Below are 20,621 nucleotides of genomic sequence, written 5' to 3'. Positions count from 1 at the left end.
AGTGCGATGGGACGCGCCAGCGCCCCACCGCACTTAACCCGCAAGTCGACCGCGGACTTTACTAACCCTTGGCGCTCTTCGCCAGCTGCTCGTCCAGGTCCTCGTAGGCCTGCTTGGCCTTCTTGAGGAACTCGGAGAGGCCGTGCAGGCCCTGCACGGTCTTCGTCGCGCCCTTGGTGAAGTCGCGCATGGACTCCTCGTACGCGCCGGAGGCCTTCTGCGTGGTGAAGCCGTTCTCCACCAGCGCCTTGACCCGCTTCTCGACGCCTGCGATCTGGGTCTCCAGATCGTGCATGTCCTTGATCAGGTCGCCGGCGACCTTCTCCATCTCCGCATATGTGAGATCCGTGTCTTTGGCCATGACGGCACTCCCTCCCGTTGGTGGCCGCAGGGCCTTCCCCCGTGGCTCTGTCGCGGAGTTGACGGTCGTGGACCGCGTCCGCATGCGCAAAGAGTGTACGGGTGGGGTCGTTGGGCCCACAGGCCCGTCGTGCGGGGGAATCGTGAACCGCCGCTCATCCCCTCGTGCGGGGAGGATTCGCGAACCGGTGCACATGCCGTCGTGCGGGGGAATCGTGAACCGGCGCACATCCCGTTGCCCGGGGGAAAGGTGTGGCGGCTATGGTCGGTCCACTGTGTTCAGCGTTCCGGGGGCGGCTTCCGAGCTCAGCGGGGAGCCGGCGTGGAGCCAGCGAGGAGGACCAACGTGCGCCTGAGTCTGACCGTCGTCGACCCCATCGGCGGGGCCAGCGCCGACGTGGTGCTCGACGCCGATCCGGAGTCGTCGGTCGGTGACATCACCCGGGAGCTGGCGCGGCACCTCGGCCTCGGCGGCACGGGGGACGGCGGTGGCGCCCAGGTCATCCCGATCGGCGGGCTCCGGGGATCCGGCGGTGTCCACGGCGGCGCGCCCGCCGCCTTCGTCGACGGTTACGCCCTCGATCCCGACGCCGACATCGTCCGGTCCCCGCTCCGCGAGGGGGCCGTCGTCAGCCTGCACGACCCGGCCGGCTGTCTGCACGGCGAACCCACGGGCGTCGTCGAGTTCCGGGTGGCCGGCGGGCCGGCCGGCGGGGCGGTGCACCGGCTCGGGGTCGGGAAGTACGACATCGGCAGCGGGGCCGCCGCCCAGATTCGGGTCGACGATCCCGAACTCCCGGCCCGCGCTGCCACGTTGTCCATCGCCATCGACGGGACCTGCGAAGTCGCCCTGCACGGCACGGGCGAGGAGTGGACACCCCGGCTCGACGGCGAGGAGTTCGACGGTGGGGCCTGGCCGCTCGGTGGCCAACTCGCCCTGGGGAACAGTCTTCTGGAGATCGTCCGGTACACCCCGCCCAACGCCGCGCTCAAGTGGTCGGAGGACGGCGCGGGGCTGGACTACAACCGGCCGCCGCGTCTGCGCCCCGCCGAGCGCAGGACGATGTTCCGGCTGCCGAATCCGCCCGGCGACTACGAGGCCCGTCCGCTGCCCTGGCTGATGGCGCTCATGCCGCTGGTCGGTGCCGTCGTATCGGTCATGATCTTCGGGCGCTGGTACTACATGATCATGGCGCTGATGAGCCCGCTGATGCTCTTCGGCAACTGGTTCATGGACAAGAAGCAGGGCCGCAAGTCCCACTCCAAGCAGGTCAGGGAGTACAAGAAGACCAAGGCCCGGATCGAGAAGGACGCCGAGGACGCCCTGCGGGTGGAGCGGCTGGACCGGCGCAACTCCATCCCCGACCCGGCCTCGGTGCTCGCCTTCGGCACCGGGCCCCGTACCCGGCTGTGGGAGCGGCGCCGCACCGACGCCGATCACCTGCTGCTGCGCGTCGGCACCGGGCGTCTCCCCTCCGAGGTCGTGCTCGACGACCCCGAGCAGGACGAGCACAAGCGCCATGTGACCTGGCAGATCGAGGACGCGCCGGTCGCGCTGCCGCTGAAGGACCTCGGGGTCGTCGGCATCGCGGGTCCCGGAGACTCCGCGCAGGCGCTCGGCCGGTGGGCCGTCGCCCAGACCGCCGTGCTGCACAGCCCGTTGGACGTGCAGTTCTACGTCCTCACCGAGAACGAGGCCCATCCGCGCTGGGACTGGGTGCGCTGGCTGCCGCACTCCCGCCCGGCCAACGGGCAGGACGTCAACGTCCTGATAGGGACGGACGCCGAGACCGTCGGCGCCCGCGTCGGTGAGCTGACCCAGCTTCTCGACGCACGGCAGAAGGCCCTCAAGGAGAGCGGCCGCGGCAGCAAGGACGGACCGGCGTTCTCCGACCCCGACGTCGTGGTGGTGTGGGACGGCTCCCGGCGGCTGCGCTCGATGCCCGGTGTCGTACGGCTGCTGCGGGAGGGTCCGGCGGTCGCGGTGTACGCCATCTGCCTGGACGAGGAGGAGCGGTTCCTGCCCGGCGAGTGCCAGGCGGTCGTGGTCGCCGAACCCCGCGGCGACGAGGAGGGCCCCGGCGTTCCCGCGACGGTGCAGCAGACCGCTGGTGGCTTCCCCTCCTTCCACGCCTGGCACCAGACCGGCCAGGAGGCCCGGGAGAACACCGAGCGGGTCCACGAGTTCCGGTTGCGGGTCGAGCAGAGCGGTGCCCGGCGCCGGACCGGCGTGCGGCCCGACTTCGTCTCGGCCGCCTGGTGCGCACGGCTGTCCCGGTCGCTGTCACCGCTGCGGGACATCAGCGGGGAGACCGAGGACTCCGCGCTGCCCGGCTCCAGCCGGCTGCTGGACGTGCTGCAGCTGGAGCCGCCGACGCGGGACGCGATCGCCGCGCGCTGGCGCATGGGCGGGCAGTCGACCATGGCCGTGATCGGCGAGTCGTACGACGGGCCCTTCGGGATCGACCTGCGCCGGGACGGGCCGCACGGTCTGATCGCCGGTACGACCGGTTCGGGCAAGTCGGAGCTGCTGCAGACCATCGTGGCGGCGCTCGCCGTCGCGAACACGCCCGAGAACATGACGTTCGTCCTGGTCGACTACAAGGGCGGCTCCGCCTTCAAGGACTGTGTGAAGCTGCCGCACACCGTCGGCATGGTGACCGACCTCGACGCGCACCTCGTCGAACGCGCGCTGGAATCGCTGGGCGCCGAGCTGAAGCGGCGCGAGCACATCCTGGCCGCCGCCGACGCCAAGGACATCGAGGACTACCAGGACCTGGTGCGCCGGGACCCCTCGCAGCCGTCGGTCCCCCGACTCCTCATCGTCATCGACGAGTTCGCGTCGATGGTCCGTGACCTGCCGGACTTCGTCACGGGCCTGGTCAACATCGCCCAGCGCGGCCGCTCCCTCGGCATCCACCTGCTGCTGGCCACCCAGCGGCCCAGCGGTGTCGTCTCCCCCGAGATCCGCGCCAACACCAACCTGCGGATCGCGCTGCGCGTGACCGACGCCGGCGAGTCGACCGACGTGATCGACGCGCCCGAGGCCGGCCACATCTCGAAGAGCACCCCCGGACGCGCGTACGTCCGGCTGGGCCACGCCTCGCTGGTCCCCTTCCAGTCCGGCCGCGTCGGCGGGCGCCGGCCGGGAGCCGCCGACCCCAGGGCGCTCGCTCCGTGGGCCGGGGCGCTGTCCTGGCAGGACCTGGGGCGGGCCACGCTCCAGAAACCGAAGACCGAGGCGCGCGAGGACGACGAGATCACCGACCTCAAGGTGCTGGTGGACGCGGTACGGGAGGCCAACCGGGCGCTGAACATCCCGGAGCAGCACACCCCGTGGCTGCCCGCCCTGGAGGAGTCCCTGCTGCTGGACGACATTCCGCCGGTGCGCAGCCAGGGCGCGCTGCCCGCGGCCCCGTACGGCGTCGCCGACCTGCCGGCCGACCAGGCCCGCCGGCCGGTCGCCGTGGACTTCGCCACCTTCGGGCACCTGATCGTCGGCGGCTCCCCGCGCACCGGCCGCTCGCAGCTGCTGCGCACCATCGCCGGCTCGCTGGCCCGCACGCACTCGGTGGCCGACGTCCACCTGTACGGCGTCGACTGCGGCAACGGCGCGCTCAACGCGCTCACCCGGTTGCCGCACTGCGGCGCGGTCGTCGGGCGCAACCAACTGGAGCGGGTGGAGCGGCTGTTCAGCCGCCTGTCCGGGGAACTCACGCGCCGTCAGGAGTTGTTCGCGGACAAGGGTTACGCCGACATCGGCGAGCAGCGGGCCGCCGCGGTCTCGGCGGACGAGCGGCTGCCGCACATCGTGCTGTTGCTCGACCGCTGGGAGGGCTGGCTGCCGACGCTCGGCGAGCACAACCACGGGGACCTGACGGACCAGCTCATGGCGATGATGCGCGAGGGCGCGAGCGTCGGCATCCACGCGGTCATCACCGGTGACCGGCAGCTGCTGGTGGGCCGGATCTCCTCGCTCACGGAGGACAAGTACGGTCTGCGGCTCGCCGACCGCGGTGACTTCTCGACGCTGGACATCAACTCCCGCAAGATCCCGGAGGAGATCCCGCCGGGCCGGGCGTACCGCAACGAGACCGCGACGGAGACGCAGTTCGCCCTGCTGTCCGAGGACACCACCGGTCAGGGCCAGGCGGCCGCGCTGGCCGCGATCGGTGAAGCGGCGACGGCGCGGGACGCCGAAGTGCCGCGTTCCAGGCGCCCGTTCCGCGTGGACGTACTGCCGAGCAGGATCTCCTTCGCCGACGCGTGGGCGATGCGCGACGCGTCCACGACGGCCTCCCCCCTGTGGGCGCTGGTCGGTGTCGGCGGCGACGAACTCACCGCCTTCGGACCGGATCTCGCGCAGGGCGTGCCCGCGTTCGTCGTGGGCGGCCCCGCCAAGTCCGGTCGCAGCACGGTCCTGCTGAACTTCGCCCGTTCCTACCTCGCGCAGGGCGTACGTCTGGTCGTCGCCGCGCCGCGTCCGTCGCCCCTGCGTGAACTGGACGGACAGCAAGGGGTGTTGAAGGTCTTCACCGGTCGGGACATCGACGAGGACGAACTCGACGAGGTCATCGGCTCGGCCTCGCCGGAGCAGCCGATCGTGATCCTGGCCGACGACGCCGAGGTCCTGGACGACTGTGACGCCGAGGGCGTCTTCAAGCGCATCCTGCAGAGCGGCGCCGACGAGGGGCTGGCCTTCGTCATCGCCGGCGACGAGGAGGAGATCTGCGACGGCTTCTCCGGGTGGCAGGTCGAGACGAAGAAGGCCCGCCGCGGCATCCTGCTCTCGCCGCAGGACTCGTCCGCGGGCGAGCTGATCGGCATCCGTACCAACCGGAGCATGGTCGGCGGCCCGGTGACCCCGGGCAAGGGCATGCTGCACCTGGGCAGCGGGGAGCACATGACGGTGACGACACCCATGTGACCGGGGTGACCGGGACGGGCGGCAGGTGAGGGGGCGGGCCGGTTCCGCCGCCCCACGCCCGGTTCCCGGCACCCGCGCCCGGCGCCGGCGCCCACGCCCACGCTGGTGACCATCGGCCGGTGAACGGCGGTCGGCGGCTTCGTACCGAACGCCGGCGTCGTACGGGGCGCAGGCTTCGCGCCGAACGCCGGCTTCGCGCCGAACGCCGGCGTCGTACCGGGCGCAGGCGTCCTACCAGGCGCAGGCGTCGTACGCCCCTACCCCACCTTCGACATCCGCGCCACCGGCCGCCCCTCCGCCTCGCTCTGCGAGCTGTACTTCAGGTCGTCGCCGGCCGGGGTGAGGCGGACCGTGTGGGTGGCCGGGTTGCAGCCGTCGTGGTTGGTGCCGGCGCCGACCGACTCCGCGACGAGCTGGGTCTTCGTCACCTGTTTCAGGGTCAGGACGTCCACGCAGACGCCGCCCAGGATGTCGGTCTGGCGCAATCGGCCGAGTTCGCCGCCCACGGCCGCCGGGCGGACGGTGAGGCGGAAGGTGCCCATGGGAACCGTGCCGTCGAGGCCGCTGCCCTCGCCCTCCCAGGTGCCGAGGTAGCGGGCCGGGATCGCGGAGGGCTGGTCCGCCGCGGTGCCGGACCGGCCGGCCGAGGGCGCCGGGGTGCCGGCGGCGGTGTGGCCGCCGTCGGAGCTGCTCGCGCTGTCTTGTTTGTCGTCCGGCAGCAGGTCGAAGAGGAACACCGATCCGACGGTCACCGCCGCGAGCGCGCCCGCGACCGCGAGGGCGACCGTGCAGCTCAGTCTCCGGCCCCGCCCGCCCTCCCCCGTGGCGGTCGACGCCGCCACGCTGACGGTGAGCCGGCCGGGGCGGGCCCCCGCGTCCGCGGGGGCGTCACGCGGTTCGGGCAGGGATGGCGGAGGCGGCCCGGCCGGCATGACGGGCGCCGGCCCGAACTGCCCTACGGCCATCCGCCCGCCCGCGTCCTCGCCGGACGCCTGCCCCACGACCGCCCCCGGGCCCGCCTCCCCGCCGGACGCCTGCCCTACGACCGCCCCCCGTCCCGCGTCCTGCCCGGGCGCCCCTTCCACGACCGCCCCCCGCCCCGCCTCCCCGCCCGGCACCGCGATCTCGCCCACCGACGGGCTGCTGAATCCCACCGGGCCCGAGGGGACCTCGTGGACCGCCCCCGCCGCCTCCAGGTTCAGCAGGTGTACGGCTCCGCGGCTGACCTGTTCGACCAGCGGGCCCGGCAGCCAGCCGCCCGCGACCAGCCGGGCGGCGCCTTCCGGGGCGAGCCGCCGGGCCACCTCGGCCGGGGCCGGGCGTGCCCCCGGCTCCTTGGCCAGGCACGCCTCCACCAGGTCCCGCAGGTCTCCGCCGAGGGACCCGAGCAGGGGCTCCTCGTGGACGACGCGGTAGAGCAGGGCGGCGGAGGAGTCGCCGGGGAAGGGGGACTCGCCGGTCGCCGCGTACGCGAGGACCGCGCCGAGCGAGAAGACGTCGGCCGCGCCGGTCGCGCCCTTGCCGAGGATCTGCTCGGGTGCCATGTAGCCCGGGGAGCCGACGGAGACGCCGGTCGAGGTGAGGGACGCGGTGCCGTCCGTCGCGCGCGCGATGCCGAAGTCGATCAGCAGGGGTCCGTCGAGGGTCAGCAGCACGTTGGAGGGCTTGACGTCCCGGTGCACCAGACCCAGTTCGTGGACCGCGGCCAGCGCCTCCGCGAGGCCGGCGCCCAGCGCCCGTACCGTGGCCGTCGGCAGCGGGCCGCCGTCGGCGATCGCCGCGGTGAGGGAGGGTCCGGCCGCGTAGGCCGTGGCGACCCAGGGGATCGGCGCTTCCGGGTCCGCGTCCAGGACCGGTGCCGTCCAGGCGCCGCCGACCCGCCGGGCGGCCTCGACCTCGCGCCGGAAGCGGGCGCGGAACTCCTCGTCGAGCGCCAGGTGCGGGTGCACGATCTTGACCGCGACCGTGCGGCCGCCGGCGCTGCGGCCGAGGTAGACCCGGCCCATTCCGCCGGAGCCAAGCCGGCCGAGCAGCCGGTAGGTCCCCATGACGGTGGGCTCGTCGGCTCCGAGCGGCTGCATGGGCGTCACCTTTCCCCCGTACGCCTGCACTGTGCAGCAGCGTAGTGCCGCGGGACCCGGCCGCTCACGACTCCGGCGCACCGGATTCCCGCCGACCCCGACCGCCCACGCGTCCAGCCGACCGGACTTGCCCCCGACCCCCACCCCTCACGGCTCCAGCCGACCAGACCCCCGGCACCCCCGACCGACCACGCCTCCAGCCGACCGGACTTGCCCCCGACCCCCACCCCTCACGGCTCCAGCAGGTCCACCTTGACGTCCGCCGGGAAGCCCGTCGTGGGGCCGACCCGGCGGGCGAACTCGGTGACGGCGGCCAGTTGCGGGGCGCCGAAGCGGAAGTCGAGGGTGGTGAAGTAGCGCTCCAGGACCTCCTCGTCGAACGCCTCCCAGCGGGCCGCCTGTTCGGCGACCTTGCCGACCTCCTCCAGGGAGAGGTTGCGGGAGGCGAGGAACGCCTCGTGGACCTTGCGGGTGATGACCGGCTCCCGCTCCAGGTAGTCGCGGCGGGCGGCCCACACGGCGAAGACGAACGGCAGCCCGGTCCACTCCTTCCACAGCGCGCCGAGGTCGTGCACGGCGAGGCCGTAGCGCGGGCCGTCCAGCAGGTTCGCCCGCAGCGCCGCGTCACCGATCAGCACCGCCGCCTCCGCCTCCTGCATCATCAGGCTGAGGTCGGGCGGGCAGGTGTAGTAGTCGGGCTGGACGCCGTAGCGGTCGGCGAGCAGGAGCTGCGCGAGCCGGACGGAGGTGCGCGAGGTGGAGCCGAGGGCGACCCGGGCGCCGTCCAGTTCGTCGAGCGGGACCTGCGAGACGATCACGCAGGACATCACCGGGCCGTCGCAGCCGACCGCGATGTCGGGGAAGGCGACCAGGTCGTCCGCGTTCCGGAGGAACTCGACGAGGGTGATGGGCCCGATGTCGAGGTCTCCCCGCACCAGCTTCTCGCTGAGCTTCTCCGGGGTGTCCTTCGTGAGCTCGAAGTCGAGGAGCGTGCCCGTTCTCGCGAGCCCCCAGTACAGGGGCAGGCAGTTCAGGAACTGGATGTGGCCGACGCGCGGCCGGTTGCGAGAATTGTCCACATCGCGAGGCTAGACCCCATGCGGTACGGTGCAGGCACCAGGGGTGCGCGGACGGCGCGTGAGTGTCGTCGCGGTGACGCCCCGTCGTCCGGGTCGGTGTTTCCCCCGGATCCCGCTGGATGACGTGACCGACGGCCTCGTTTCGTGGCTGCGTCACGACCGCTGTTCGACCGCTTCTCGACCGACGGCACCCCGACAGGTGCCCCGCTTCAGGACCGCCCCGTCAAGCCCGTTCCGGGGCGCCTTCAAACGTCCGAGTGACGTGATCTTGACCTCTGTTGCTTTCGGCTGCCCGCATGCTAGGCTCGCCGCAAGTTGCAGTTTGGTTTCCCTTGCAGTACAGAGCCTGCGGAGCATGTGACCGCGGGCTCTCGTCATATTCAGACGTATGCAGTTGTGCGGCACTTTGTTTTCACACTTGCAGGGTTCTGGAGCAGGGCAACCCTTTGGGCCCAAGGAGGGCTTATGGCTACCGGAACCGTGAAGTGGTTCAACGCCGAAAAGGGCTTTGGCTTCATCGCCCAAGAAGGCGGAGGCCCCGACGTCTTCGTTCACTACTCGGCGATCAACGCGAGCGGCTTCCGCTCGCTGGAGGAGAACCAGCAGGTCTCCTTCGACGTCACCCAGGGTCCCAAGGGCCCGCAGGCGGAGAACGTCACCCCCGTCTGAGTTCTTCGGTCTCGGAGCCTGGTGCTTTGATCCGGAACAGATAGCAGTACCCAAGGAGCCCCGTGCCGCAAGGCAGCGGGGCTCCTGCCTTTCTCGGGGGCCACGGGCGGCGAGACAGCCGGTCCGTTGTCGGTGGTGCGGTGTACGGTCCCCGGCCATGACCGATCCCGACTTCCTCACCGCCACCCGCACCTTCTACGACACCGTGGCCGGCGACTACGCCGACCGGTTCGCCGGGGAGCTCACCGCCAGACCGGTGGAGCGCGCCGTGCTCGGTGTGTTCGCGGAGCTCGTGGGCGCCGGCGGCACGGTGGCCGACCTCGGGTGCGGGCCCGGCCGGACCACCGGCCGGCTCGCCTCGCTCGGACTGTCCGTGCGCGGGCTCGACCTGTCGGAGTCGATGCTGGCGATCGCCCGCCGGGAGAACCCCGGGCTGCTCTTCGAGCAGGGCTCGATGCTGGACCTCGACCTCCCCGACGGCGGCCTCGACGGGGTGTCCTGCTGGTACTCCTCGATCCACACCCCCGAGGACCGGCTGCCCGGCCTGTTCGCCGGCTTCCACCGTGTGCTGGCCCCCGGCGGGCACCTGCTGGTCGCCTTCCAGGTGGGGGACGAGCCGCGCCGCCACGACAGGCCGTGGGGGCACCCGGTGACGCTGGACTTCCTGCGGCGCCGGCCGGAACACGTCGCCGGGCTGCTGGAGGCGGCCGGCTTCGCGCCCCACTCGCATACGGTGCGCGAGGCCGATCCGGACCTCGGGGAGTCGACCCCGCAGGCGTTCCTGATCGTCCGCAAGCCCGCCGGCTAGTGCCGCGGCCGGCGACGTGCGCGACGGGGCGAACGTCGTCTGTCGCGGCACCAGCAGGCGGGACCCGTCAGAGGACCCCGGCGATGTCCCGGGCCGCGATGTAGCCGAAGGTCATCGCGGGGCCGATCGTCGAGCCCGCGCCGGCGTAGCTGTGGCCCATCACGGCGGCGCTGGCGTTCCCGGCGGCGTACAGGCCCGGGATCGCCGTGCCGTCCGGCCGCAGCACGCGGGCGCGGGCGTCGGTGCGCAGGCCGCCCTTGGTGCCGAGGTCGCCGGGGACGATCCGGAAGGCGTAGTACGGGGGCAGCCACAGGGGGGCGAGACAGGAGTTGGGGAGCGCGGCGGGGTCGGTGTAGTAGTGGTCGTAGGCGCTGTCGCCGCGGTGGAAGTCGGGGTCCTTGCCGTCGCGGGCAAGGGAGTTGAAGCGGTCGACGGTGGTGCGCAGGGCGGTGGCGGGCACGCCGATGGAGCCGGCGAGGGCGTCCAGGGTCCAGGCCCTGGCTGCGGCGCCGGAGGTGTACCAGGCGTCGGGGAGGGCGAAGGTCGGGGCGATGTCCCGGAAGAGGTACCGGTTGCGGTAGTTCTGGTCGACGATCAGCCAGGCCGGGATGTCGGGGGCGGCGGGGTCGCGCTCGTACATGGTGTGGACGACGTCGCTGTAGGGGGCGGCCTCGTTGACGAAGCGGGCGCCGGCCTGGTTGACGAGGAGGCCGCCGGGGAGGGTGCGTTCGGCGAGGCAGAAGTAGGGGTCGCCGGGGAGCGGGATGGCCGGGCCCCACCAGGCGTCGTCCATCAGGGCGAGTGCGGCGCCGAGGCGCTGTCCGGCGCGGATGCCGTCGCCGGTGTTCTCCTTGGCGCCGACGGTCCAGTCCGTCCCGACGGGCTGCCGCTGGTACTGCGCGCGCATGGCCGCGTTGTGCTCGAACCCGCCCGATCCGACGACGACTCCGCGTCGGGCCCGGACGAGTCCCGGGGTGCCGTCGCGGGTGACCACGGCCCCGGTGACGGCGCCGGCCTCGGTGTACAGGTCGGTCAGGGGGGTGTGGAGCCACACCGGGACGCCGGCGGACGTGAGGCCGGCGCGCAGGCCGGCGGCGAGGGACTGGCCCATGGTGAGGGGCTTCTGCCCGAGCAGGGCGGCCTTCGTGCCGCGGGCGAGGCACTCGGTGGCGACGGCGGCACCCTTGACGCTGACCGCGGCCAGGGCGAGCCACTTGTAGTCGGCGCTGAAGACGACCATGCCGGCCGGGACGTCGAGGTACGGCGGGTTGAGATGGGCGAGTTCGGCGCCCAGGACGTTGCCGTCGAGCTGGTCGGGTTCGAGGGAGCGGCCGCCGGGCAGGCCGCCGGGGAGCTCGGGGTAGTAGTCGCTGTAGCCCTCCATCCAGCGGAACCGGAGGGGGCTGTTGGCCAGGACGAAGGAGATCATGGCGGGGCCGTGGGCGAGGAACGCCCGCTGTCGGTCCACGGGCACGTCGGCGCCGACGACGGCGGCGAGGTAGGCGGCCGCCTTGGCGGGTGTGTCCGGTACCCCGGCGGCCAGGATGACGGGGTTGTTCGGTATCCAGATCCCGGCGCCCGAGCGGGCGGCGGACCCGCCGAAGGTGCCGGCCTTCTCCACGACGACGCAGCTCAGGCCCTGTCGGGCGGCGGTCAGCGCGGCGGTCATCCCGGCGGCGCCGGAGCCGATGACGACGACGTCGTAGGTGCCGAGCAGGGGCAGGTCGGCGGCGCGGGCCGGCTGGTGGGTCCCGGCGGCGACGGCGAGCCCGGTGGCGCCGGCGCCCGCCAACACCTTTCTACGTGACGGCAGTTCAGAGGTCATGACCGCTCCAGCCAGACGACGAACGAACGCGGAGGACGTCCACTAACGTCCACGGACGTCCACAGAGGTCCGCAGAGTCCGCGGAGGTCCGTGGGCGTGCGCGGACAAACGGGCACAGCGGACGCAGCGGACGCAGAGGATGCAGAGGGCGTACAAGGACGTGCGAGGGCTGGGAATGTCGCGCGGGGGTCTTGGGAAGTCAAGGGCCGTGCGGGCCGGGAGCCCGGCTACTTCGCGTACAGGCCCTCCACCTCCTGCTCGAAGTCCCGCAGGACGAACTCCCGGCGCAGCTTCATGGACGGGGTGAGGTGTCCGGCCTCCTCGGTGAAGTCGACCGGCAGGACGGCGAAGCGGCGGATCGACTCGGGGCGGGAGACCAGCTTGTTGGCCTCGTCCACCGCGCGTTGCAGGATCTCGTGCAACTCCTGGTCGTCGAGGAGGAGTTCGGCCGGGACCGGGTGTTTGCCGTTCATCTGGCGCCAGTGGGTGATGCCGTCCCGGTCGAGGGTGATCAGGGCCGACACGTAGGGGCGGCCGTCGCCCAGGACGATGCACTGGGAGATCAGCGGGTGGGAGCGGAGCCAGTTCTCCAGCGGGGCCGGGGCCACGCTCTTGCCGCCCGCGGTGATCAGCATCTCCTTCTTGCGGCCGGTGATGGTCAGATAGCCCTCGTCGTCCAGGCTGCCGATGTCACCGGTGGCGAGCCAGCCGTCGGGGGCGGCCGGCACCACTCCGCCCGCCGCCGGGTCCCAGTAGCCGCGCAGCACCTGTTCGCCGGCGATCAGGATCTCGCCGTCCGCCGCTATCCGGATGCGGGTGCCGGGCAGCGGCCAGCCCACGGTGCCCAGCCGGGGTTTGAGCGGGGGTGTCACCGTGGCCGCGCCGGTCGTCTCGGTGAGGCCGTAGCCCTCGTAGACCTCGATGCCCGCGCCCGCGTAGAAGGCGGCCAGACGGCGGCCGAGCGGGGAGCCGCCGCAGATCGCGTGCCGCACGCGGCCGCCCATGGCGTTGCGGATACGGCGGTAGACCAGCGGGTCGTAGCAGGCGCGGGCGGTGCGCAGCGTCCGGGAGGGGCCGTTGCCGGTGCCGGTCTGCTGGGCCTCCAGTGCCTCGCCGTAGCGTCTCGCGACGGAGGCCGCGCGGTCGAAGGACGCCAGCCGGCCGGCCGCCTCGGCCTTGGCGCGGGCGGTGTTGAAGACCTTCTCCAGCATGTAGGGGATGGCCAGGAGGCAGGTCGGGCGGAAGCTCGCCAGGTCGGGCATGAGGTGTTCGGCCTTCAGGCTCGGGGCGTGGCCGAGCCGTACCCGGGCGCGGATACAGGCGATGGCGACCATGCGGCCGAAGACGTGGGACATCGGCAGGAAGAGCAGGACGGACTCCTCGTCGCCCGCCCTGGACTTGAAGATCGGGTAGAGGAGTTCGACGGCGTTGTCGACCTCGGCGAAGAAGTTTCCGTGGGTGAGCACGCAGCCCTTGGGGCGGCCCGTGGTGCCGGAGGTGTAGATGAGGGTGGCGAGGGTGTCCGGCCCGAGCATGCCCCGCCGTACGGCGACCTCCTGGTCGGGGACGGGCCGGCCGAGTTCCGCGAGCCGCTCCACGTGGTCCTTCTCCATGATCCACATGTGGCGCAGGTCGGGGAGCCGGTCGAGTTCCGGGCCGAGGGCCGCCGCCTGGGCCGCGGTCTCGGTGACCAGGGCCACCGCTCCGGAGTCCTGGAGGATCCAGCGGACCTGGAAGACGGAGGAGGTGGGGTAGACGGGGACGGTCACCAGACCGGCCGCCCAGGCGGCGAAGTCCAGCAGCGTCCACTCGTAGGTGGTGCGGGCCATGATGGCGATCCGGTCGCCCGGCATCAGCCCCTCGGAGATCAGGCCCTTCGCCAACGCGAGGACCTGGTCGGCGAACTGAGTGGCCGTCACGTCGTACCAGGTGCCGTCCTGGGCCCTGCGGCTGAGGACCACCGTGTCCGGTACGGCGGCCGCGTTGTCGAAGGGCAGCTCCGCGAGCGAGCCGTGGCTGACCGGTGGCGCGAACGGCGGCACGTGGGCCTCGCGGACGGCTCCGTCCAGTCGCCGGGTCTCCGGTTGCACGAGCACGGGACCGGGAGCGTCGTCGAAGGCGGCCGAGGCGGCGAACGAGGGAAGCGGGGTGGACACGGGCGGCTCCTGTGGCGTGCAGCGACGAACTGCTCTGCTGCAAGACGTACGTACCTCGCACACCGAGGCGTTCACCGACAGAACCCGGAGAATCGGGGTTACCGCCGGTTAGGAGGGGATCGTACGGGGTTCACGTGTGGAGTCTGTGCGGTTTCCGGGGGGTTCCGGAGCCAGGGCTGTGCAGCCTCGGGGGCCTTGCGAACACCCTCCGCGAACCGTCAACTCCCCGCTCCACCTGGGCTTTCCCGCCTCCCGAAGGTGAGCGGAACTCATTTCCGGGGCACCTCCGGCAAGCCCCTTACCTCCGGTAACCTTACTCCGGAGTCAGTTATTCGTCACCGTTTCGGGGAGTTGGACATGGCCGACCGCTATCTGCGCCTCACCACCACCGCGCCCGGCCGCCTCCTCACCCGCCGGCTCGGCCTGCCCCAGCCGGCCGCACTGCGGCGCTGGACCCCACGGGAGCCCGACCTGCCCGGCGAACTGCTGCACCTCACCGCCGGCCCGTCCCACCTCGAACTCGCCGCCACCGGGCTGAAGTTCACCGATGTGTCGGACCGGCCCGGCGCCGTCGTGCTGGACGCGAGCGGCGTACGGGACGTCGCGGCGCTCGCCGGGGTGCACGCGGCCCTGCACCCCGTGGTGCGGTCGGTCGCCACCAGCGGCCGGGTGCTCGTGCTGGGGGCGCCGCTCGACCCCGCCGACCACCACCAGGCCGCCGCACAGCAGGCGTTGGAGGGATTCGTCCGCTCCCTCGGCAAGGAGATCGGCCGGGGCAGGACGGTGAACCTGGTGCGGCTCACCGACGCGGCGGCCGCCGCCTCGACCCTCCGCTTCCTGCTCTCCCCCCGGTCGGCCTACGTCAGCGGCCAGGTCATCGAGGTCGGCGCGGGCGACCCGGCGCTCCCGGCCGACCCGGACCTCCCGCTCGCCGGCCGCACCGCGCTGGTCACCGGCGCCGCGCGCGGGATCGGCGAGGCCGTCGCCGAGACGCTGGCGAGGGACGGCGCCCAGGTCGTCGTACTCGACACACCCGCGGCCGGGCAGGACGCGGCCCGGGTCGCCGAGCGGCTCGGAGGCACCGCCCTCACCCTCGACATCACGGCCGCCGACGCGGGTGAGCGGATCGCGGCCGCGCTGCCCGGCGGCCTGGACGTCCTGGTCCACAACGCGGGCGTCACCCGTGACCGCCGGCTGGTCAACATGCCAGCCGACCGGTGGAGTTCGGTGCTGGAGGTGAACCTGGCGAGCGTGCTGCGCACCACCGACGCGCTGCTCGCGGGCGGCACACTGCGGCCCGGCGGACGGATCGTGGCGACCGCCTCCATCGCGGGGATCGCGGGCAACGCCGGCCAGACCAACTACGGTGCGAGCAAGGCGGGGGTGGTCGGCCTGGTCCGGTCGCTCGCGCCGCGTGCCCTCGCCGGGCACGGGGTGACGGTCAACGCGGTCGCGCCCGGGTTCATCGAGACGCGGATGACGGCAGCCGTCCCGTTCCTCATCCGTGAGGCGGGCCGCCGGATGAACTCCCTGGCGCAGGGCGGGCTGCCCGCCGACGTCGCCGAGACCACCGCGTGGCTCGCCCATCCGGCCTCCGGCGCGGTCAACGGCCAGGTCGTGCGGGTCTGCGGCCAGAGCCTGCTGGGGGCGTAGTGCGCATGACACTGACCGGCTCCCCGGCCCTCGGCCCCCTGCTCGCGCGCGGCGCGCTGCTGTCCCCGTTCAAGCGGCCCCGCCCGGACGCGGACGTCCCGCGCACGCGGCTGGAACGGCCCGGTGTGCGGGTGGACCTGACGCGGCTGGCCGCCTACGAGCGGGTGTGCGGCTTCGCGACCGGCGACGACTCGCTGCCGCTGACGTATCCGCACGTGCTGGGCTTCCCGCTGGCGATGCGGCTGATGAGCGCCCGCGCCTTCCCGCTGCCGCTGCTCGGGCTCGTCCACACGTCGGTCGAGATCACCCGGAGCGCGGTGCTGACGGCCACCGGGGAGTACGAACTCGGCGTGTACGTCGACGGGTTGGCGCCGCACCGGCGGGGCACGGAGGCCGGTGTGGTCACCGAGGTGCGGTCGGCGGGCAGGGTGGTGTGGGAGTCCAGGAGCACCTATCTGGCCCGGCACCGCACCGGCGAGCGTACGGCGGTGACGCCCGCGGGGGAACCGGAGGCGCCGGCCGCTCTCGCCGCACAGCTGCCCGGACGTGTCCCGGTCGCAGCCCCGGCCCCCGTGCCGCTGTCCGTCGTCCCCGACCCCCTGCCAGTCCTCGCCGACTGGCGGCTCGGCGCGGACGTCGGGCGGCGCTACGGTGCCGCCTCCGGTGACCGCAACCCCATCCATCTGCACGCGCTGACCGCCCGCCCGTTCGGCTTCCCCCGGGCCGTCGCGCACGGGATGTGGACCGTGGCCAGGTGTCTGGCGGCGCACGGCACACCGGACGTGGTGCGGATGCGGGCCGAGTTCCGGGCGCCGGTGCTGCTGCCGGGGTCGGTGACGTACGCGGCGCGGAACGGGCGGTTCGAGCTGCGGGGCGGCGACCGGGTGCACCTGACCGGCGAGGTCTATCCGCTCACGTCGTGAGCGGTCTCGGGCGGTGACCAGGGCCGCCCCTCCATCAGGTTGCCCAGTCCCGCCCAGGCGAAGTTCATCAGGGTCGCCGCCGTCTGCCGGGCGGTGACGCCGTCGGTGGCGTTGGCCCAGGCGGCCAGCGACTCGGCGGCGCCCACCAGGGCCTCGGCGAGACCGGCGACCTCGGCCTCGGGCAGGTCGGGGTCGCGGTGCGCCTCGCGTGCCGCGACGACGATCAGCTGCGTCACGAACGCGACGATCTCCTCGCGCATCGCGGCCACCTCGGCGGCGAACGGCTCGCCGTGGGTGCGGGCCTGGAGGTGCAGCACCGACCAGGCGTCCGGGTGCTGCGCGGTGTGCGTGAAGAACGCCCGCAGGCCGTCCCAGAGTTGGCGGTCGCCGGGCAGGTCGGTGCGGACGCCGGCCCGGACGGCCGCGGTGAGGGCCTTCGCCTCGCGGCGGATGCACGCCGTGAAGAGGTCTTCCTTCGAGTTCAGGTACAGGTAGACCAGCGGCTTGGACACACCCGCCAGTTCGGCGATCTCGTCCATCGAGGCGGCCATGTACCCGCGCTGCCCGAACGTCCGCACGGCGGCATCGAGCATCTGCTGCTCACGGACGGCCCGCGGCATGCGTTTGGTCTTCACGGCACCCATGGGCCCAGGGTAGTTGGGCGCGGCCCGGAGCGAAGCGTCCGGAACCCGCCGGGTCCGCCGGTCGTCCGGGACGCCGCCTCAGGAGGCGTGGCCCCGGGCGCGGGCGGGGTCGTCGACGCCGTCCTCCTGGCTGCGGTTGGCGTCCAGGTTGGCCTTCATGCGGTCGACCTTGGCCACCACCTGCATGGAGGCCCGGTCCCGCTCCTTGCGCAGCACCACGAAGCTGATCGGGGCGGAGACGACGAGAGCGAGCAGGACGATCCACATGTAGTTGGCGTCGCCGAGGGCGCGCGGCGCGATGCCCGAGTAGACGAGGCCCCAGACGACCACGAGGCAGCCCACGAAGACACCGAGGCGCATCAGTGTGTAGCGGAACATCTCAATCCACTCTTCCGTTTCGAACAGTCCGGAACGTCCCGAAGGGCGCACCCTCCAGTGAAGCACGGCGGCGGCGCGGTCTCGCGGGCGGGTACGGGCACGCGCGCCGGTCACGCCAGGGGCAGGAGCATCGTGACGTCGTCCCGGTCGTCGCCGGGCGCGACGCGGATCGCGCCGGGGACCCGGCCGACCTCCTTGTAGCCGCAGGAGCCGTAGAAGCGCTCCAGGCCGAGCCCGCCCCGGCAGGTGAGCCGGATCGCCTCGACGCCGTCGAAGCCGCGGGCCGCGTCCGCGGCGGCGGCCAGCAGGTCCCGGCCGTACCCCCGGCCCTGGTGGCGGGGGTGGACCATCACCGTGTGGAGCCACACCCAGTGGGTCATCAGCCGGTGGGTGTTCACGCCGAAGAAGGCGGTGGCGGCCACCCGTCCGTCCTGGTCGTGGCCGGCGAGCAGCCGGACGCGTCCCTCCGCCAGGCCCGCGAGGTGTCTGACCAGTTCCGGCCGGACGGCCTCGCGCGTCACGGGCGGCACGAAGCCGACGGCACCGCCCGCGTTGGAGACATCGGTCCACAGGTCGAGGACGCCGTCGCGCAGGGCGGGGGTGACGGCGGGGTCGAGCGTGAAGGTAAGGGCCACGACAGGATCGTAACCCTTACGACACGGAGGGCACCGCTCGCCCTCGCTCACCCCCGGGAATCACACCCGCATGGGCTGGGGGGACTCGCGGCGGGCCGGGTCGGGGGCGTCGTACTCGCGGATGATCTCGTAGCGCGTGTTGCGCTCCACCGGCCGGAAGCCGGCGTCGCGGATCAGGTCGAGCAGGTCCTCGCGGGTCAGCTTGTTCGGCGTGCCGTAGTTGTCGGCGTCGTGCGTGATCTTGTACTCGACGACCGAGCCGTCCATGTCGTCGGCGCCGTGCTGGAGGGCGAGCTGCGCGGTCTGGACGCCGTGCATGACCCAGAAGACCTTGACGTGCGGGACGTTGTCGAACAGCAGCCGGGAGACCGCGAAGGTCTTCAGGGCCTCGGCGCCGGTCGCCATCTGGGTGCGTGCCTGGAGGCGGTTCCTGACCTTGCCGTCCTTCACGTCCACGAAGTCGTGCTGGTAGCGCAGCGGGATGAAGACCTGGAAGCCGCCGGTCTCGTCCTGGAGTTCACGCAGCCGCAGCACGTGGTCGACGCGGTGGCGGGGCTCCTCGATGTGGCCGTACAGCATGGTGCACGGCGTCTTGAGGCCCTTCTCGTGCGCCAGCCGGTGGATGCGCGACCAGTCCTCCCAGTGGGTGCGGTGGTCGACGATGTGCTGGCGGACCTCCCAGTCGAAGATCTCCGCGCCGCCGCCGGTGAGGGACTCCAGGCCGGCGTCGATCAGCTCGTCGAGGATCTCGGAGGCGGACAGCCCGGAGATGGTCTCGAAGTGGTGGATCTCCGTGGCCGTGAAGGCCTTCAGCGAGACGTTCGGCAGGGCCTTCTTCAGCTCGCTCAGCGAGCGCGGGTAGTAGCGCCACGGCAGGTTGGGGTGCAGCCCGTTGACGATGTGCAGCTCGGTGAGGTTCTCGCCCTCCATCGTCTTGGCGAGGCGGACGGCCTCCTCGATGCGCATCGTGTACGCGTCCTTCTCGCCCGGCTTGCGCTGGAAGGAGCAGTAGGCGCAGGAGGCGGTGCACACGTTCGTCATGTTCAGGTGACGGTTGACGTTGAAGTGCACGACGTCGCCGTTCTTGCGCGTCCGCACCTCGTGCGCGAGTCCGCCCAGCCAGGCCAGGTCGTCCGACGCGTACAGCGCGACGCCGTCCTCGCGGGTCAGCCGCTCACCGGAACGGACCTTCTCCTCCAGCTCGCGCTTGAGCCCGACGTCCATGCCCTACCTCTTCCTGCTCTTGTGTGAGACAGACTCCGCCAACCGTACGCCCACGCCGCTACACCTCCTCCGGCAGCTCCCCGACCCGGTTCTCCCACTTCGTGGACAGCACGATGGTCGTACGGGTCCGGGAGACGCCCTTGGTGCCGGACAGCCGCCGGATGATCCTCTCCAGACCGTCGACGTCGGTGGCCCGCACCTTGAGCATGAACGAGTCGTCGCCCGCGATGAACCAGCAGTCCTCGATCTCGGTGAGGTCCTTCATCCGCTGGGCCACGTCCTCGTGGTCGGCGGCGTCGGAGAGCGAGATGCCGATCAGGGCGATGACGCCGAGGCCCAGGGAGGCGGCGTCGACGGTGGCGCGGTAGCCGGTGATGACACCGGCCGCCTCCAGCCGGTTGATGCGGTCGGTGACACTGGGTCCCGACAGGCCGACGAGGCGCCCCAGCTCCGCGTACGAGGCCCGGCCGTTCTCTCTCAGGGCCTGGATGAGCTGCCTGTCCACCGCGTCCATGCGATCGAAGCCTTCCACTGATGAGACTGAAGAGAAGTGTCTGAGGTTGGTGCGGGTCGGTGCCGCGGACCGCTCACTCGGGCCGGGGGCCGCCCAGTTCGCCCTTCCAGCGGCGGTACAGCGCGTGCCGGACGCCCGCCGCGTCGAGCACCCGGCCGGCGACGAAGTCCACCAGGTCCTGGATGTGGGTCGCCCCCGCGTAGAAGCCCGGCGAGGCCGGTACGACGCTCGCGCCGGCGTCGTCCAGGGTGACCAGGTGCCGCAGCGTCTGTCCGTTCAGGGGGGTCTCCCGTACGGCCACGACCAGTGGGCGCCGCTCCTTGAGGACCACGCTCGCGGCCCGTTGCAGCAGGTCCTTGGAGAGGCCGAGGGCGACTCCGGCGACGCAGGCCGTCGACGCGGGCACGATCAGCATGCCCTTGGAGGGGTACGACCCCGAGGACGGCCCCGCCGCCAGGTCGCCGGCACCCCAGTGCCGTACGCCGGCGATGTCCACGTCGAAGGCGCCGGGCTTGCCGTCGGCGCCTCTGGACAGCCATTCCCGCAGGTCGTCCCGCCAGTGCGCGTCCCGGAACGAGATGCCGGTCTCGTCGAGCAGGGTGAGCCGCGAGGCCCGGGACACCACCAGGTCGACGCTCTCACCGGCGTCCAGCAGGGCGCGCAGCACGGCCGCCGCGTACGGCGTACCGGACGCTCCCGACACCCCCACGATCCAAGGCGCGCGCTGCGTTTCTCCTGCGTTCAC

At 72.5% G+C, this 20,621-nt stretch carries 16 protein-coding genes; 5 read left to right on the top strand and 11 right to left on the bottom strand.

Annotated features, from left to right (window positions below):
* Positions 1–61: 61 nt before the first annotated feature.
* Entirely contained in the window at positions 62–361 is a 300-nt protein-coding gene (locus tag AC07AZ_RS06110) for a WXG100 family type VII secretion target (RefSeq protein ID WP_356033593.1), read from the bottom strand.
* 345 nt (positions 362–706) lie between these two features.
* Between AC07AZ_RS06110 and AC07AZ_RS06105 the strand changes: the two genes are divergently transcribed.
* A complete protein-coding gene (locus tag AC07AZ_RS06105; RefSeq protein ID WP_478844316.1) occupies positions 707–5,287 on the top strand; it encodes an FtsK/SpoIIIE domain-containing protein in 4,581 nt (1,526 codons plus the stop codon).
* A gap of 257 nt (positions 5,288–5,544) precedes the next feature.
* On the opposite strand, the gene AC07AZ_RS06100 is transcribed toward AC07AZ_RS06105, so the two are convergent.
* Complete coding sequence (locus AC07AZ_RS06100; protein WP_478844314.1) at positions 5,545–7,368, bottom strand: serine/threonine-protein kinase; 1,824 nt, start codon at positions 7,366–7,368, stop codon at positions 5,545–5,547.
* Positions 7,369–7,598: 230 nt separating this feature from the next.
* Positions 7,599–8,447 (bottom strand): menaquinone biosynthetic enzyme MqnA/MqnD family protein, encoded by an 849-nt coding sequence (locus tag AC07AZ_RS06095; RefSeq protein ID WP_478844312.1) that lies wholly within the window; start codon positions 8,445–8,447, stop codon positions 7,599–7,601.
* Positions 8,448–8,912: 465 nt separating this feature from the next.
* Here AC07AZ_RS06095 and AC07AZ_RS06090 point away from each other — a divergent pair, with 465 nt between their 5' ends.
* Together AC07AZ_RS06090 and AC07AZ_RS06085 are read left to right on the top strand one after the other, a co-directional pair.
* The gene (locus AC07AZ_RS06090; protein ID WP_003992177.1) at positions 8,913–9,116 is read left to right on the top strand and encodes a cold-shock protein; all 204 of its coding nucleotides are present in this window, start codon (positions 8,913–8,915) and stop codon (positions 9,114–9,116) included.
* A 157-nt stretch (positions 9,117–9,273) separates the two neighbouring features.
* Positions 9,274–9,924: a class I SAM-dependent DNA methyltransferase gene (locus tag AC07AZ_RS06085; protein ID WP_478844309.1), complete on the top strand. Its 651-nt coding sequence runs from the start codon at positions 9,274–9,276 to the stop codon at positions 9,922–9,924.
* A gap of 67 nt (positions 9,925–9,991) precedes the next feature.
* Here AC07AZ_RS06085 and kstD read toward each other — a convergent pair whose 3' ends face one another.
* Positions 9,992–11,749 (bottom strand): 3-oxosteroid 1-dehydrogenase, encoded by a 1,758-nt coding sequence (gene kstD, locus AC07AZ_RS06080; RefSeq protein ID WP_478844307.1) that lies wholly within the window; start codon positions 11,747–11,749, stop codon positions 9,992–9,994.
* A 227-nt stretch (positions 11,750–11,976) separates the two neighbouring features.
* Positions 11,977–13,905: an AMP-dependent synthetase/ligase gene (locus AC07AZ_RS06075; RefSeq protein ID WP_478844305.1), complete on the bottom strand. Its 1,929-nt coding sequence runs from the start codon at positions 13,903–13,905 to the stop codon at positions 11,977–11,979.
* A gap of 357 nt (positions 13,906–14,262) precedes the next feature.
* On the opposite strand from AC07AZ_RS06075, the gene AC07AZ_RS06070 reads away from it, so the two are divergent.
* Complete coding sequence (locus tag AC07AZ_RS06070; RefSeq protein WP_478844303.1) at positions 14,263–15,558, top strand: 3-oxoacyl-ACP reductase; 1,296 nt, start codon at positions 14,263–14,265, stop codon at positions 15,556–15,558.
* 5 nt (positions 15,559–15,563) lie between these two features.
* Positions 15,564–16,481, top strand: a complete 918-nt coding sequence (locus tag AC07AZ_RS06065; RefSeq protein ID WP_478844301.1) for a MaoC family dehydratase — start codon at positions 15,564–15,566, stop codon at positions 16,479–16,481.
* On the opposite strand, the gene AC07AZ_RS06060 is transcribed toward AC07AZ_RS06065, so the two are convergent.
* The 6 genes from AC07AZ_RS06060 to AC07AZ_RS06035 all read right to left on the bottom strand — a co-directional run bounded on the left by AC07AZ_RS06060 (position 16,463) and on the right by AC07AZ_RS06035 (position 20,621).
* Positions 16,463–17,125 carry a TetR/AcrR family transcriptional regulator gene (locus AC07AZ_RS06060; protein ID WP_478844299.1) on the bottom strand — a complete coding sequence of 221 codons (663 nt, stop codon included), beginning with the start codon at positions 17,123–17,125 and terminating at the stop codon, positions 16,463–16,465. The genes AC07AZ_RS06065 and AC07AZ_RS06060 overlap by 19 nt on opposite strands.
* Before the next feature lie 78 nt (positions 17,126–17,203).
* Complete coding sequence (locus AC07AZ_RS06055; RefSeq protein ID WP_478844297.1) at positions 17,204–17,503, bottom strand: DUF4229 domain-containing protein; 300 nt, start codon at positions 17,501–17,503, stop codon at positions 17,204–17,206.
* A gap of 110 nt (positions 17,504–17,613) precedes the next feature.
* Entirely contained in the window at positions 17,614–18,138 is a 525-nt protein-coding gene (locus tag AC07AZ_RS06050; RefSeq protein ID WP_478844295.1) for an N-acetyltransferase family protein, read from the bottom strand.
* Between the two features lie 60 nt (positions 18,139–18,198).
* A complete protein-coding gene (gene mqnE, locus AC07AZ_RS06045; RefSeq protein WP_478844293.1) occupies positions 18,199–19,362 on the bottom strand; it encodes an aminofutalosine synthase MqnE in 1,164 nt (387 codons plus the stop codon).
* 58 nt (positions 19,363–19,420) lie between these two features.
* Positions 19,421–19,876 carry an Lrp/AsnC family transcriptional regulator gene (locus AC07AZ_RS06040; protein ID WP_356033627.1) on the bottom strand — a complete coding sequence of 152 codons (456 nt, stop codon included), beginning with the start codon at positions 19,874–19,876 and terminating at the stop codon, positions 19,421–19,423.
* A 73-nt stretch (positions 19,877–19,949) separates the two neighbouring features.
* Positions 19,950–20,621, bottom strand: coding sequence for a UbiX family flavin prenyltransferase (locus tag AC07AZ_RS06035; RefSeq protein WP_478844291.1), 672 nt, complete (start codon positions 20,619–20,621; stop codon positions 19,950–19,952).

This window comes from Streptomyces sp. NPDC043878 (genome assembly GCF_056435735.1).
Note: the sequence above shows the minus strand (reverse complement) of the source record. Positions and strands in the feature narration are given on the sequence as shown.